Source organism: Spirochaeta isovalerica, from assembly GCF_014207565.1.
Classification (GTDB): domain Bacteria; phylum Spirochaetota; class Spirochaetia; order DSM-2461; family DSM-2461; genus Spirochaeta_F; species Spirochaeta_F isovalerica.
Genome location: NZ_JACHGJ010000008.1, coordinates 179,967 through 194,564 on the forward strand (window position 1 = coordinate 179,967; position 14,598 = coordinate 194,564).

Genomic DNA, 14,598 nt, shown 5'->3' on the forward strand with positions numbered 1-14,598 from the left:
AATCAGCCCTTTCTGGAATTCAAAGTTATAATCAACTCCACTTCTCCGATGGAAGTACCGGTCCGGGAAGCGATTAATTCAGGAGTCAGCCCCTGATTATACATATCCAGTATTCTGTTTTTTTCACTTAGATTTTCGTCAGTTTTCTCACTCTCCCTTACCATTTCATCAGCAGGGACGGGAATTTTTCTCATTCTTGACAAATGGGAATAACCCTCGGTTTCATCTTTTTTCCTGTTCAGCTCCCTGTTAAGGCGAAGGACCGTTTTATCGGCATCCTCCATAAGCGCCGTAAGTTTTTTTATACGGTCTTCAATTAGAAGTATATTCCTTTCCGTTGTCTGATTCAGCTCCAGAATGAGAGAGTTTACCTCTTCATCGACTCTCGAGAGTATTTTTTCCGAGTTGAGTATTCTGGTGATTCTTCTGTTAAGAAGAAAATAGACAGAGTAGATGGCCAGGAGACAAATTCCCGCAACCGTAAATGCTGTTGTCATAGATTAACCTGATATGTCGATATGAGATCCCATATCGGGATCGCTGAATACTTTTTTAGGGGGGCGTTCCGCTTCGGAGTCTTTTTTTTCGTTTTCCTGAGAACCGGATCCGGCATTCGCTCCGCCGCCTTCATCTTTCAGTTTCTGGGCTTCCTTGTCCTCTTCCGTTTTATTGACGGATTTATCCTGCTGAAGTTCCTGTTCCTTAAGCTCTTTGGCTCCCGCTGCCTGTTGTGAAGCGACAGCTTCTTTGAGATGATTCTGCTCTTTTCCCACTTCATTCAACCGCACAAACATAGTCTGCAGGTCGAGGGGCGTAATAGCCATTAATCCCTCCGGATCAGTTCCTCCGCGATTTCCTCATAAGCGGTGGTGGTTATAAAACCATTTTCAACGACGAACGTAACAGCCGAATCATAGGGGTTGGTGATATCGAGAGCCGCATCCTTGATGAAGATCTTGACTCCGGGATGTACCGTTTTCGCCGCACTTATCTTACCTGAAACTTTAAGCGATTCCAGATAATCCAGTCTTCTTTCAATTTCGGCCGTAACCTTGTTTTTCTCAAGCGACAGCTTGTTCATCATCTTTTTCTGGTTCATAAGAGCCTGTACTTTCTGAGAAGGGAATTTATCCTTCATAATCTTCTTCTGCTTGAGAAGGCCCTGAATATTGCGGCTTAGCTCATCGAGTTTTTCCTCGATGGTTTTCTGTTCAGCTTCGAAATGCTCTAATTCCTCTTTCGTTTTCGGATCGTATCCGACTTCGATAAGAGTTTCCGCTCCATGGGGCGACCCCAGCACGGCGGCATTGACTTCTTCGGCGGCCCGAACATGACCCCCGACAATCTTCGCCCGTTTACCCTGGCAGAGAATTTTGGCATTGGCATCGACTTTTGAATTGACAATGCCGTCACTGACAATGACATTGCTGCCTGATTCGACAGTCGCGTTTGTAATGAAAGAAGCCCATACACTTTTCTGGGCTTTTATCATTCCCGATTCGTCGCCTTCACCTCCGTTGATCCCCTGCTTAACAACAATGTCACCACCGGAGGTGAGTTTGGATTTACCGACAAACCCCAGAACTTCAATCGTTCCCTGGGCCGTAACTTCGAAGCCGTCTTCTACATTACCTTTGATAACGACTGTCCCCAGAGCATTGATATTCCCTGTGGAAGTATTCACATCTCCCGAAACGACCATAACCGTCTCGACACTTATTTTGCCTTTGCTGAGAAGAACCTGTCCGCTTTCCTCAGCGACGGCGATCTCACCGTTCTGAGCGATGGTCACATTCTTACCCAGGCCGATCTGAATATCTTTACCGTCCCGGGCTTTAATGGGCGTGCCGTAGATGTTTTTACCGTTCTTACCCAGTTCCGGAGGTATTTTTTTAGCAAGGGGCTGACCTTTGATAACGTTCTGTATAAGATTGAGTTCTTTGAAGTCTACTTTTCCATCATCTTTGATCTTGAGTTTGACCTTATGAGGGTCGGTTTCAAAAAGATATTTTATGTATCCGTCCTGTCCGTTAACCGGTTCAATTCCTCTGGCCACGACATAAGACTGCCGGTATAGGGGATTTTCCTCAAAAGCCTGCAGAAGCTCTTCATCGATGCCGGCGATAACCCTGTTATTCTTGAGAAATCCTTTGATATCATCAACTGTCAGATTGGCGCCTCCGGGTCCGGGTTCGGAGACATAGATGGAAGCGGTCATCTCCTCATCATCCACTTCAATGGACATCAGGGGATCATTGACCGGATTATAGGAAAACTCACCGACTTTGACATACATATCGTCAGCGCGGCTGACGACCTCTTCAACTGTCTTCATATCATAAGATGTGAGAGCGCGATTGAATATTTCGGCTTCGACTTCTTCCGAGGCAACAGGCTCTCCCGATCCGTAAGGCTTTCTCACTTTAAGATAGGCATAGCCGTCGCGGCTCAAGCGAAGGGAGAACTCTCCGTTCCTGTCATCGTGGATAACTTCTCCGCCCTCATCGATATCAACAAGATGATCCAGATCATCCATATCGGAACTGTCATCAACGAAGGCCTTCTCTGCTTCGTATACGATAAGAGTACAGTCTTTATGGCCGACTCCGAAAACGCCACGCTTTCCTTTGTCCAGGACTTCATATTCGAGTTTTCTCATCGGGATGCCCAATTCGATAGACCCCTGTAGCAGAGCATCCTCAACATTTTTGCCCGTGACGTGAACTGAGGTCCGTTCTTTATCCAATTCAATCTGACGGAGCATAAATTCACGGATCTGCTCATTGGAAACCATATTGACCTCTGTTTACATAATTCCTTTTTTCACATTTGTCAGTTTAGCTCTCAGCCGGGAAATGGCCTTGGTATGGAGCTGTGAAATCCGGGATTCCGTGACTTCCAGAACTTTCCCGATCTCTTTCAGGGTGAGATCTTCATAGTAATAGAGCACGAGCACTTTTTTTTCTTTCTCAGGGAGATTCTGAATCGCTTCGACGATGACTCTCTTTATCTCATCTTTTTCCACGATCATTTCGGGTTGGAGACTGGAAGGCGATTCGATCGTATCAACCAGAGAGACTTTATCATTTTCATCGCCGCTGTTCCAGATATCGTTGAGAGACAGAAGAGAGGTTCCGCTGACTTTCAGCATCACCTTGTTGAAATCATTCTGATCAAGATTCATTTCCCGGGCGATTTCCTCATCAGAAGCGGCTCTTCCCAGTTTCGACTCCAGCCTTTGAACGGCTTCATCGAGCTCCCGGCTTTTCTGTCTTACAGAACGGGGCACCCAGTCTATGGATCTGAGTTCATCTATAATGGAACCGCGGATTCTGGTAACGGCATATGTTTTGAATTTGACATGCTTTTCCGGGTCAAACTTTTCAATAGCATCAAAAAGACCGAAAACGCCGAACCCGACAAGATCGTCAAAATCCACATTATGGGGCATTCCAATGGAGACCTTGCCCGCGACATATTTTACCAGCGGGGCATACTGCTTGATAATCGCATCTCTGATTCCGGCATCTCTGGTTTTTCTGTATCTGCTCCACAATTCCGCTTCGGGAACGCCGTTTATAATATTGTCAGCCATAAGCGATCCTATTTGGTCTCCTTATTCATAACAGTTTTTACTGCTTTCGCTAAATCTTCAGGACTGTTCTGTTCAGCAATAACGCCGGCGATTCCTTCCGGACTCAAGCGATGCCCCGAGCTGAAGGATTCACTTTTATTATACTCGTTTTCTTCGCCTGAATCAGTCTTTTTTTCTTCTTCAGGTTCGGAAGTGGAAAAAGTTGAAGAAAATGAACCCAAATCCGGAAGACTGTCTATGTCAACAGAAGTTTTCATCTCCAGATCGACCTGCTTACTCCTCTCACCGAGCTTTTGCGATGACCTGCCGCCGGACTCCTCGTCCCCATCGTCACCGGAGATATCCTCAGCTTCTTCGTCATCATCATCAGTGGGCTGGAGGGGAATCGGGTTATCGTCTTCGTCGAGAACAATATTGACCCGGGAACCTCCGGCCGAATCATCGGTTTCCGAATCGCCGCCGGAAGGGTTTTCACCTGAAACAAGAAAAGAAACGGCTACAAAATTAACAGCTGAGGCGAACAGGGCGAACAACACCAGAACGACAACTGCGCGAAGCAGCACAGACGCGGCATCGACTCCGCCGACAAGACCGCTCAGAACGGAAATGAAAACTGCGGCAAGAGCTGAGATTGCTATATATTTCCAGTTGAGCTTCTCCCAGAACAGAGTCACTTCCCTCCCATATTCAGATTAGGTCAATAAACTCAAGTAGTCAAGCTGCCTTCTTTTCCCAGCAGTTTCCTGATAAATTTCCCGACGCCGCCGCCTTCCCTGTATTCGATATTTTCCAAACGCCCCACGATATGCTGGATACAGCCCGCCGCCTTTCCGTTCGGATCGGCAACCATGAAGGGAATCTGTTTGCGCACAGAACTGGGCACAGAGGGATCTTCATAAACGAACCCGAGATAATCCACCTTGAGGTTGAGAAACTGTCCGGCTATGTTGATCACTCTCTGGGAAATCTTTTTCGCCTCCGTAACCGAAGCGACCCTGTTGATGATCAGTTTCAGGTCGAGATCGAGGTCATCGATTTCCGTGGAGATTATTTTGATGATTCCATAGGCATCGGTAATGGCAGTAGGCTCGGGCGTCGTTACGATAAGCACTTCATCGGCGGCTTCCACGAAGGAGAGAACGTTGCTGGAAACTCCGGCGCTCGTGTCGATAATGATAATATCCGCTGAAGACAGTTCGGTAAGTTCCGTAATGAAGGATTCGCGTTCCTCGTCAGTCAGATTGGCAATCTTGCTGAACCCCGAAGCTCCGGCTACAATCTGTATGCCGTAATCCGTATCGAGGATGACTTCCTTCATTGTTTTCTGTTTCCGGATGACATGATAGAGATTGTATTTGGGGATCATCCCCATAACGACATTGACATTGGCCAGTCCCAGGTCCGCATCGAGAACTATGACTTTCTTCCCGATTTTCGCGTAGGCGAGAGCCAGATTTGTGGAGACGTTAGTCTTTCCCACTCCCCCTTTCCCGCTCGCAACGGTAATGATTTTCGTTTTCTTTCCAAAAACACCCTGAATTTCGTTCGGGCTTTCGGGCGACTGCCTGTTTTTCATGATCTCTCTAAGTTTCTCTGCCTGATCTTCCAACTTTTATCTCCAGATTGCCGAATTGTAAATGGGGAATTTCCGCAACAGTTTTTCCCTGTCCACGGAAAAGCCCGTCAGCTTTTCAAGTAATTTGATTTCCGTCGCTGTTTCAATATCCTGGGGCACGACCTGTCCGTCGGTAATATATGAGAGCGACTTTCCCGCTTCCGATAAGAGGCTGATGAGATTTCCCACCTGGGAGGTCTCATCGAGTTTGGTCAGTATGACCGACTGATATTTAAAAGGTTCGAACTGACTGAGGATCTCTTTGATATCACGGGTTTTGGTTGTTGAAGACACCGCCAGATGAACCTCGCTGTTGCTGCCGCAGGCAGCCAGGAGTTTTCTCATCTCCGCCAGCCTCATAAAGTCGCTCGGACTCTTGCCGATCGTATCGACCAGAATCAGATCGGCATCGCTATACTGCTGGATTTTCTTCTCGAGATCGCTGAATGTCTCCACACAGGCCACGGGAATGCCCATAATATCTCCATAGGTCTCAATCTGTTTTTTTGCACCTATACGATAATTATCGATCGTTATCATGCGAACGCTTAGGGGAGATTGATCTCCCGAGGCAATTCCCTTTATGGCTGCCAGTTTGGCGATAGTCGTGGTCTTGCCGACTCCGGTCGGACCGACAAGAATGAATACGCGGGGAACACGGGAAGGCTTTTCTCTGAAGAGGCTGATTTTGTCGCCGATCCATTCCAGCACAGACTGCTGAACAAGAGAGTAATCGTCAAGATCCTCCAGAGAAAGCTCTCTTTTAAGGCGGTCGACCATATCGCGGATAAATTCCCGGGAAAAATCGTTTTCTTCCAGAACCTCCTCGAGTTTTACCAGGTTTTCGTGTTTTTTCGGTTCATGGTTGGCCGGCCCTTTCTCAATGAGGTTCTTTACCACTTCGGTCAGACTTTTAACCTCTTCCGCAAGGGGATCGCTGGCAGGCCTGACCGGCTGAGGAGCCGCTTCCGTTTTTCCCACGGAATTCAGAATGGCTTTTTTCTCAAAGGAGTCTCTCGTCGCCCGGTCCTGAATCACGTTATCATAAACATAACCGGTATATTCGACTCCTTCTTTTTTGAACAGACCGAGGAAACCGCCCATCGTGATATTTTTTCTCGTGAGGATTTTAGCGTTCTTTCCATATTTGGTGCTGATTTTGTCCAGCACTTCAAGATGGCTGATTCCCCTTTCGGTAAAATGTTCCATTACGATTCCTTCCATTCAAATGATATTTCGCCCAGCGATTCTATCGATATATTCTGCGCTATCTCCGGTACGGATAGAACGACAAGATCGGGAATATCCCTTTCGGTCGATGACCTGACGAGAGCTCTGGCGGCTTCACTGCAGAGTATCAGAGGATAATATCCCAGATTCTGAACTTCCTGGACACTATTGAGCACGGCGTTGATCCATTGCCGTTGAAAACGGGGATCAAGAGCCGCGACAACACCTGTCGCCGACTCCATTCTGGAATCTACAATGCGCTGCTCTATCTCGGGATTGACTGTAAGAACGCGGAGCATATTATCCTCTTCAGCATACTGTAAACATATCTGTCTGCCCAGTGCCTGCCTGACTTTTTCAATGAGAAATCCCGTATCTTTCGTGACCGATCCGTAGTCGCCCAGAGTTTCGAGAATGACGACGAGATTCCTGATGGAAACCTGCTCTTTAAGCAGCCCCTGAAAGACTTTCTGAATTTCCCCGGTCGAGAAAACCTTGGAAACTTCCTCGACAACCGCGGGATAATTCTCCTTGAGGGTATCGAGCATGGAACGGACTTCCTGACGGCCGATGATCTCCGAAGAATGCTTCTTTATGATCTCTGTCAGATGTGTCGCGACAATTGACGGGGGATCGACGACCGTATAGCCGTTTCTCTCTGCTTTCTCCCTGTTCGCTTCGGTAATCCAGATAGCCGGAAGGCCGAATGCGGGATCTGTCGTTTTCTCCCCTTCCAGAGTCTCCCTCTCCCCGCCGGGATTGATGGCCAGAAAATGTCCCATGCGGATGGCGCCCCGGCCCATTTCGACCCCTTTTATCTTGAGGCAGTACTCCGAAGGTTCAAGCCGCATATTGTCTATGATACGGATCCTTGGAACGACAAGCCCCAGATCGAGAGCCGCCTCCCGCCGTATCCTGGTCAATCTGTCGAGAAGTTCTGCGCCATTGTCCTGATCGACAAGGGGGATGAGCCCGTAACCGAGTTCGAGAGACAGGGGATCGAGGGGGACAACGGGCGACATTTCCGCAGGCGTATCCTTTTCGGCCTTTTCCTGTTCTCCTGCCGTCTTGGCCAGTTCCTCTTCAATCATCTTCCGTTTTGTCAATCGGTACGCCATAAAGCCCGTCATGGCTGACAGGGGAAAGAGGAGATACCAGGGAAAGCCCGGAAGCACACCGAGGAAAAAGAGAAAAACCGCCGTGATCCAGTAAATCCGGGACTGGGCGGAGAACTGCTTCTTCACGTCTGTTCCGAAAGATCCGTCGGAAACAGAACGGGTTACTATGAGACCCGTTGAAACGGAGATGATAAGCGTCGGGAGCTGCGAAACAAGTCCGTCTCCGATTGTCAGGGAAGTGTAAGTATTGAGGGCATTGGTAACCGGTTCGCCATGAATGGTTACACCGACGATGATTCCGCCGATAACATTGATCAGGGTAATGACGATTCCCACCTGCACCGTACCGGAGACAAATTTCGTGGCACCATCCATAGCTCCGTAAAAGTCTACAGATTTCTGAAGGTCGGACTTTTTCTTCCGCGCCTGATCGTCTGTGATAAGCCCCGAATTGTATTCCGCGTCGATGGCCATCTGCTTTCCGGGAAGAGCGTCGAGAGTGAATCTCGCCGCAACTTCGGCAACTCTCGTCGCCCCTTTGGTAATAACGAGAAACTGGACAGCAATTATGATTATGAAAATAATCGCTCCGATGACGATTCCCTGAGTCCCTTCGGCACCGACGACGAAGGTGGCGAAAGCCCGGACGATCCTTCCGTCAAATTCCTCTCCCTTTGCGAGTATCAGCCTTGTCGACGAAACATTCAAAGCCAGTCCGAAAACGGTTGATACGAGCAGAATGGTCGGGAAGAGTGAAAACTCCAGGGGATCATTGGTAAAAAGAACGATGAGAATGATCATGATGGCCAGCATGAGGTTTACAGACATCATCGTATCGAGGATCCATGTGGGAAGAGGGACAATGAGCATCATAACGATCATCAGAACTCCGACCGTTATGAGAAGGTCCGTTTTCTCCCTTCCGAATGCGCTTCTCAGTGTTTTCTGTATATCAGCCATAAAACATCTCCATTACATTTCTCCGGCCATTTTGCCGCTGATGCGGTAAACTTCGGCCAGAACTCTGGACACGATGTCCCAGTACTCTTCGGGAATCATCTCTCCGATCTCCACGGCGGCGTAGAGCCCCCTGGCCAGAGGTTTGTTTTCGATAACAGGAACATCATTCTCTTTTGCGACATCCCTTATGCGGAAAGCGATATGATCCTGCCCCTTGGCCGTTACGGTCGGAGCGATCATTGTCTCGTTGTTCCATTCGAGCGCCACGGCGAAGTGGGTCGGGTTTGTGACGACCACATCGGCCTGTGGCACATTCTGTATCATGTTGGAAGTGAGGATTTCCTGCATTCTCTGACGGAGCCTGCTTTTGATCAGAGGATCTCCTTCCATCTGTTTGTGCTCTTCCTTCACTTCGTGCTTTGTCATTTTCAGAGAATCGAGGTGCTGTTTTCTCTGAAAGAGGTAATCGGGCAGTGACAGAGCCATGAGAATCAGTGCCGCTTTCACAGCCAGGCCGAAGGCGATTCCCGCGACGAAGCTGAAGCTCTCACCCAGAGGAATATTAGTCAGATTAGCCAGCTGGGGTCCGTTTTTCCTCACATCAAGGTAGGAAACGACGCCGATTATAATAATTTTCAATATCGATTTGGTAAAATTAAACAGGGCTTCCAGTGAAAACAGAGATTTTTTAGCCCAGTTGATTATATCGGGTTTGATTTTCTTGAAATCCGGTTTTATCGCTTTGGGAGTGAATTTAAAACCGACCTGAACGACATTGCCGAGAAAGGCCGACACATAGGCGATTCCCCAGATGGGAAGAGTGAGTTTAAGAAAATATCCGAGAAAAGCCCGCCACGGCAATCCACTGCCGGCGACATCGATAACCGTGCTGTTTTTCAGAAAAAAATTGATCATCTGGGCCAGCTGGTTAATCATGTATCCAGAAAGAACGCCGATGGCGACAAGGGGAAAAAGCATAACAAGGGATGCTGTCAATTCCTGCGTCTTGGCAACCTTCCCCTCTTCTCTGGCTTTCTTTTTCTTCTGTTCAGTCGGGTCTTCGGTCCGCCCCTCGTCTTCGGCGGCAAACCACTGAAGATCCATTGAACGGAGCAGAAGATCATATTCGTCGTTCCGGAGAAAACGCTCTTTCAGCAGGGTATCGCTCATAAACGCCCCCTGTATGCCGTATCGAGAATCGTGAGAATCTGACCGAATCCCGCGTCGATTATTATTGTGAATTTTTCTATAAGGAAAGGCATGGCCGCCAGCATCATGATAAATCCTACGCTGATCTGAATGGGGAACCCTACCATGAGAAGATTCATCTGGGGAGCCGCTTTAGCCAGGAGCCCCATTGTTACCGAAAGGAGAATGAGCGTTCCCATTATGGGGATGGCGATGATGATGGCCTGCTCGAACAACTGTCCCAGAACTCCGGCAAAATAAGTTACCAGCATATCCCGCTGGGCAAAAACATCCAAAGCTTTTACGGCGACAAAGGACTGGTAAATTCCAGTCAGAAAAATCTTCTTCATTCCCCCGGTTACGAGGAAAACAAGCATGGCTACGAGATTGAGAAACTGACCGAGTAGAGGAACCTGAATCTGGGCCAGAGGGTCAAAGGCCTGGGAGGCACCGAAACCCATCTGAATGGAAAACATCTGCCCCGCCAGCTGAAAAACAGTGAACACGAGCTGTACGATAAAGGCTAAAAGGACGCCGATCAGCACTTCGCCGATTACAAGCAAGGCGTATAAAAGCCCCGTATCGGGGATAATAAAACCAAGGTTCTTTGCCATGGGAAAAACAGCCATGGCTGTAAAAAAGGCGAGACCGGCCCGGGCCACACCGGGAAAAGCGGTGGAGGACATGATGGGAATCAGCAGCATCAAAGCTATGATCCGCGCAAAAATGAGGAGAAAAATCTGTCCGTCCGTCAGCAGCAGGTCAAAATTCATTTATCATCCCGTTACATTCGGTATCATTTCGAAGAGATTCGTTGTAAAGGCCGCCATGGAATTCATCATCCAGGCGCCGAAGAGACCGATAATTGTCAGAATTGCGACGATTTTAGGTACGAAAGTAAGCGTCTGGTCCTGAATCGAAGTGACAGCCTGAAATATGGAGATAATCAGACCTATGAGCATGGATACCAGAAGAACCGGCGCTGAGATGGAAAGAGTCTGTATTATGCTGCTCCGAAGCAGACTGACGATAAAACCTGTTGTCATAAATCATCCCTCCTATAAGAAACTGAGAATTAGCTGCCGCACAACCAGTCCCCAACCGTCCACTAGCACAAATAGTATAAGTTTGAACGGCATGGAGATCATTACCGGCGGAAGCATGATCATCCCCATGGACATGAGAATGGACGAAACGACCATATCGATAATGATAAAGGGGAAATAGAGGAGAATTCCTATTTTAAATGCCAGAGTCAGCTCATTGAGGATAAAAGCCGGAATGACGACATAAGTGGGGACATCGGCAAAAGTCTGAGGCTGTTCCAGTCCGCTCATATTCATGAACAGAGCAATCGTATCGTGATTGCCGTCGAGCTGCCGGAACATAAAAAGCCTGAGAGGCCGGACACCTTCATCGTACATCTGTTCAAATCCGATCTGACCGTCTGCAAATGGCTTGAAAGCATTCTCGTAGATCTCATCGAAAGTCGGCCACATGATAAACAAAGTGAGAAACAGCGCTATTCCCATAAGCACGTTGGAGGGGGGAACCTGCTGGAGGGACATGGCGCGCTTGATGAAGTCCAGAACAATGGAAATCCGCAGAAACGATGTCATGAGAATGACGATAGAAGGTGCCAGAGAAAGAACAGTCAGAAGAAGTATGAGCTGAATGGACAGAGCCACTTCATTATTGGATTGAGGTTCCCGCACCTGAAGATTGAGAAAAGGTATTTGAAAGTTCGAATTCTGCGCTTCTTCGATTATCTGGGCGACGGCCTCGCCTTCCGTTTCCTGAGTGAAAGCCGGATAAGCCAGAGCAAACAAAATTATCAGGGCGAAAAGTGTTTTTCTCATCACAGATCCTTCAACCTTTCGCGCTGGCTGCGGATAAAACCTTCCGCATCGGAAATTTTCCTTTCAGTCGGTTTACTCCGGCCGATTCCGAGATTGGAGGCGATTCTCTGTGAGAAAGATGTGGTCTGCCCATTCCCTTCCGACAGATTCAGCCTTATGTTGTCAATGGTTTCCTGATCTGTAATCTCGGAAATAAGATTAACCGAACTGTTGCCGGTTCCGACCAGGAAAACCTGATTCCCCACTTCCAGCAGATGTACCGCCGAGTCCTTCATCAGCCCTTTCGATCCGACGACTTTGATCAGCGAACTGCCGTCTACTGTCGAAGCGGAAAAACGTCTGAGAAGATACATGACAAGATAAATCGCTCCGATTACAAGAAGAAGGACAACGACTGTCCTCACAAGATCGGAGATACCTATAGCCGAAGGACTGACCTCGGGGATATCCTGTCCGGGTGTGTCATTTGTATTGATTAATAGAGTGGTTTCGTCTACTGCCTGCGCGGCTTCCGTCTGCCCGGATGAATTTTCCCCATTCTCCTGAGCAACCAGAGAGAGATTCGCCAAAGCGAATATCCCTGCCGCCAGCATTATTGCCAGTCTGTTCAAAGTGTTCCCCTCCCAAAGCACACTTTATAGTACTTATGTCATATCACCGAAAAAACGGTTTATTTACTATCCTTTCTGAAGCCGATCCATACTGGAAACGATTTCCGTTACACGGACTCCGAAGTTTTCATCAATAACAACAACCTCGCCTTTGGCTATCAGATTGTGGTTAACCAGAATATCCACCGGCTCACCGGCCAGTTTATCAAGCTCGATAATGGTACCTTCGCCCATTCCGAGAATATCTTTGATCTGCCATTTAGTACGGCCCAGCTCTACAGTAAGCTCCATGGAAACATCCATGAGCAGACCGATATTCCGCTGTTCCGTAGGCGATACGGACGCTCCGAAATCAGGAAGCTGGACACCTTGCACATTCGGCGGTTGCTGGCCCATGCCCATCATACCGCCCATGCCCATGCCGCCCATACCCATGTTCATACCGCCCATCTGACCCATTCCGCCGCCCATCTGACCGCCCATCTGGCCCATGCCGCCGCCCATCTGACCGCCCATCTGACCGCCCATCTGACCGCCCATCTGGCCCATACCGCCGCCCATCTGGCCCATGCCGCCGCCCATCTGACCGCCCATTCCATTCTGCATACCATTCATTCCGCCCATCATATCCATCCCACCGGAGGCACCTCCGGTCATGGAATCGAAATCAGACATCATGTCCGATGCATCGGAACCACCTGCGAGAGAGGCTATTTTCTTGGCAACGGATATTTCGAAGATTTCAATAAGAGTAAAACTATCTCCGCCATCGATAGAAACATTATAGCTGACTTTGACCATCTCTCCCTGAGGAGCTCTGACCATGGTCTTCGGAATACTCTGCCCATCGGGGGAATCCGGCATTATCGTTTTCCCGATTTTATCACCGATGACTGTAACAGCCGCGCCGGTAATCTGCGAAATGGCTTCTCCGATAGCCGATATGGCGGTTGCATTGAGTTCCACATCATCCTGCCCCATCATGGGACCGGCCAGTTTCAGCGCGTCATCAGGTGAGAAATAATAGAGGTGTTCACCGGGCACACCGTCTTTGAAATCTATTTTTATTTCAACCGTCTCATCGCTCAAAGACCCCTGGAGGGCATCTTTCGACACGACTTCCAGAGAGGGAGCTCCGATTGAAACAGAAGAGCCCATCATTCCGGACAGAGTTCCCGATTGGGATTCACTGGCATTCTGCAACAATGAAGCCAGAGCATTCTCCTCGGAAGGAGAAAGAGAAGAACCGCCGCCGGAGGAACCGGCTGCCGGCGTATCCACACTACCGCCTAACAACAAGGCATCTATTTCATCCTGAGAGAGGGAACCATCACTCATTCTTCTTCTCCTTCTACAGTCAGTTCTTCAAAATCGTCCTGCTGCACATCTTCCAGTTTCTTCGTTATCTGGACAGCGACCTTGCTGCCGACAACACCGGGCCGGCATTCAAACTTGGGCCGGTTACCGATTTTCAGAACCATCGGGTCAGTAACCCTGGTGTTCTGAAGCCGTATGATATCCCCCTGGGTCAGCGAAAGGACATCGCGGACCGGAAGATTCATACTGCCGACTTCCGCAACCATGGTCACGCCGATTGTAGCCAGCCTTTCCCTCAGAATATTGAGGTTTTCAGTGGTGGCGCCGCGGCGGACCGATGAATACCAGTACTGTGCGGATAGTTTTGATATAATCGGCTCTATGGTTAAGTAGGGGATACAGAAGTTCATCATCCCCTCGACATCTTCAACTTTGGTTTCCAGCGTAACCAGAACGACCATTTCCGTAGGAGGTACGATCTGGGCGAACTGGGGGTTCGTCTCTATCTGACCGAGACGGGGTCTCAGATCGATAACCTGCGACCAGGCTTCCCGCATATTTCCCAGGATCCTGACGATGATCGATTCCATTACCGACTGCTCTATTTCCGAAAGCTCCCTGTTCACTTTGGAACCTTCTCCTGTTCCTCCGAACAGACGGTCGATAATGGTGAAAGTAATAGCGGGGTCAATTTCCAGAATCGCCGATCCCTTGAGGGGATCCATATTGATGACAGCCAGCGCCGTAGGAGAAGGAATAGACCTTATGAACTCCTCATAAGTCAGCTGATCTACCGATGCCACATGTACGTGGACAAGAGATCGCAGCTGAGCGGAAAGCGATGTTGTCGTCAAACGGGCAAAAGTTTCGTGCATGATGGAAACCGTACGGATCTGTTCCTTGGAGAACTTGTCCGGTCTCTTGAAGTCATAGATCTTTATGTTTTTCCGGTCCGCGACCTGCTGGGTATCCTCGCTGTCCATATCCCCCGTGGATATGGCCGTGAGCAGCTGATCTATTTCATCCTGCGATAAAACTTCTGTCATTCAATTCCTCTATTAGAATTTCGGGAAAAAAGGATGATCACCTTAATCCGAATATTAAC

At 48.7% G+C, this 14,598-nt stretch carries 15 protein-coding genes; all 15 read right to left on the reverse strand.

Features of this window, described 5'->3' with window-relative positions; translation table 11 throughout:
• Positions 1–2 precede the first annotated feature (2 nt).
• The 15 genes from HNR50_RS17905 to fliM all read right to left on the reverse strand — a co-directional run bounded on the left by HNR50_RS17905 (position 3) and on the right by fliM (position 14,539).
• Positions 3–497 (reverse strand): DUF6115 domain-containing protein, encoded by a 495-nt coding sequence (locus tag HNR50_RS17905; protein WP_184748166.1) that lies wholly within the window; start codon positions 495–497, stop codon positions 3–5.
• Between the two features lie 3 nt (positions 498–500).
• Positions 501–824, reverse strand: coding sequence for a hypothetical protein (locus HNR50_RS17910; protein WP_184748167.1), 324 nt, complete (start codon positions 822–824; stop codon positions 501–503).
• Positions 824–2,794 (reverse strand): FapA family protein, encoded by a 1,971-nt coding sequence (locus tag HNR50_RS17915; RefSeq protein WP_184748168.1) that lies wholly within the window; start codon positions 2,792–2,794, stop codon positions 824–826. The genes HNR50_RS17910 and HNR50_RS17915 overlap by 1 nt, the downstream gene beginning before the upstream one ends.
• 12 nt (positions 2,795–2,806) lie before the next feature.
• On the reverse strand, positions 2,807–3,595 hold the full coding sequence (gene whiG / locus HNR50_RS17920; protein ID WP_184748169.1) for an RNA polymerase sigma factor WhiG: 789 nt from the start codon (positions 3,593–3,595) through the stop codon (positions 2,807–2,809).
• 8 nt (positions 3,596–3,603) lie between these two features.
• Positions 3,604–4,269, reverse strand: coding sequence for a hypothetical protein (locus HNR50_RS17925; RefSeq protein ID WP_184748170.1), 666 nt, complete (start codon positions 4,267–4,269; stop codon positions 3,604–3,606).
• A 32-nt stretch (positions 4,270–4,301) separates the two neighbouring features.
• Positions 4,302–5,204 carry a MinD/ParA family protein gene (locus tag HNR50_RS17930; protein ID WP_184748171.1) on the reverse strand — a complete coding sequence of 301 codons (903 nt, stop codon included), beginning with the start codon at positions 5,202–5,204 and terminating at the stop codon, positions 4,302–4,304.
• A 3-nt stretch (positions 5,205–5,207) separates the two neighbouring features.
• Positions 5,208–6,419 (reverse strand): flagellar biosynthesis GTPase FlhF, encoded by a 1,212-nt coding sequence (flhF, locus tag HNR50_RS17935; RefSeq protein WP_184748172.1) that lies wholly within the window; start codon positions 6,417–6,419, stop codon positions 5,208–5,210.
• On the reverse strand, positions 6,419–8,518 hold the full coding sequence (gene flhA, locus HNR50_RS17940) for a flagellar biosynthesis protein FlhA (RefSeq protein ID WP_184748173.1): 2,100 nt from the start codon (positions 8,516–8,518) through the stop codon (positions 6,419–6,421). Before flhA ends, flhF begins: the two co-directional genes overlap by 1 nt.
• Before the next feature lie 12 nt (positions 8,519–8,530).
• A complete protein-coding gene (flhB, locus tag HNR50_RS17945; protein ID WP_184748174.1) occupies positions 8,531–9,688 on the reverse strand; it encodes a flagellar biosynthesis protein FlhB in 1,158 nt (385 codons plus the stop codon).
• Positions 9,685–10,479, reverse strand: coding sequence for a flagellar biosynthetic protein FliR (gene fliR / locus HNR50_RS17950; RefSeq protein ID WP_184748175.1), 795 nt, complete (start codon positions 10,477–10,479; stop codon positions 9,685–9,687). Before fliR ends, flhB begins: the two co-directional genes overlap by 4 nt.
• A 3-nt stretch (positions 10,480–10,482) precedes the next feature.
• Positions 10,483–10,752: a flagellar biosynthesis protein FliQ gene (gene fliQ / locus HNR50_RS17955; protein ID WP_184748176.1), complete on the reverse strand. Its 270-nt coding sequence runs from the start codon at positions 10,750–10,752 to the stop codon at positions 10,483–10,485.
• 12 nt (positions 10,753–10,764) lie between these two features.
• Positions 10,765–11,565: a flagellar type III secretion system pore protein FliP gene (gene fliP, locus HNR50_RS17960; protein ID WP_184748177.1), complete on the reverse strand. Its 801-nt coding sequence runs from the start codon at positions 11,563–11,565 to the stop codon at positions 10,765–10,767.
• A complete protein-coding gene (locus HNR50_RS17965) occupies positions 11,565–12,176 on the reverse strand; it encodes a flagellar biosynthetic protein FliO (RefSeq protein ID WP_184748178.1) in 612 nt (203 codons plus the stop codon). The genes fliP and HNR50_RS17965 overlap by 1 nt, the downstream gene beginning before the upstream one ends.
• Before the next feature lie 66 nt (positions 12,177–12,242).
• On the reverse strand, positions 12,243–13,514 hold the full coding sequence (fliN, locus tag HNR50_RS17970) for a flagellar motor switch protein FliN (protein ID WP_246434071.1): 1,272 nt from the start codon (positions 13,512–13,514) through the stop codon (positions 12,243–12,245).
• Positions 13,511–14,539, reverse strand: coding sequence for a flagellar motor switch protein FliM (gene fliM / locus HNR50_RS17975; protein WP_184748179.1), 1,029 nt, complete (start codon positions 14,537–14,539; stop codon positions 13,511–13,513). The genes fliN and fliM overlap by 4 nt, the downstream gene beginning before the upstream one ends.
• Positions 14,540–14,598 lie beyond the last annotated feature (59 nt).

Coding starts and splice junctions, on each gene's coding strand:
- HNR50_RS17905 (WP_184748166.1), bottom strand. CDS start 497: ATGACAACAGCATTTACGGTTGCGGGAATTTGTCTCCTGGCCATCTAC.
- HNR50_RS17910 (WP_184748167.1), bottom strand. CDS start 824: ATGGCTATTACGCCCCTCGACCTGCAGACTATGTTTGTGCGGTTGAAT.
- HNR50_RS17915 (WP_184748168.1), bottom strand. CDS start 2,794: ATGGTTTCCAATGAGCAGATCCGTGAATTTATGCTCCGTCAGATTGAA.
- whiG (WP_184748169.1), bottom strand. CDS start 3,595: ATGGCTGACAATATTATAAACGGCGTTCCCGAAGCGGAATTGTGGAGC.
- flhF (WP_184748172.1), bottom strand. CDS start 6,419: ATGGAACATTTTACCGAAAGGGGAATCAGCCATCTTGAAGTGCTGGAC.
- flhA (WP_184748173.1), bottom strand. CDS start 8,518: ATGGCTGATATACAGAAAACACTGAGAAGCGCATTCGGAAGGGAGAAA.
- flhB (WP_184748174.1), bottom strand. CDS start 9,688: ATGAGCGATACCCTGCTGAAAGAGCGTTTTCTCCGGAACGACGAATAT.
- fliR (WP_184748175.1), bottom strand. CDS start 10,479: ATGAATTTTGACCTGCTGCTGACGGACGGACAGATTTTTCTCCTCATT.
- fliQ (WP_184748176.1), bottom strand. CDS start 10,752: ATGACAACAGGTTTTATCGTCAGTCTGCTTCGGAGCAGCATAATACAG.
- fliP (WP_184748177.1), bottom strand. CDS start 11,565: ATGAGAAAAACACTTTTCGCCCTGATAATTTTGTTTGCTCTGGCTTAT.
- fliN (WP_246434071.1), bottom strand. CDS start 13,514: ATGAGTGATGGTTCCCTCTCTCAGGATGAAATAGATGCCTTGTTGTTA.
- fliM (WP_184748179.1), bottom strand. CDS start 14,539: ATGACAGAAGTTTTATCGCAGGATGAAATAGATCAGCTGCTCACGGCC.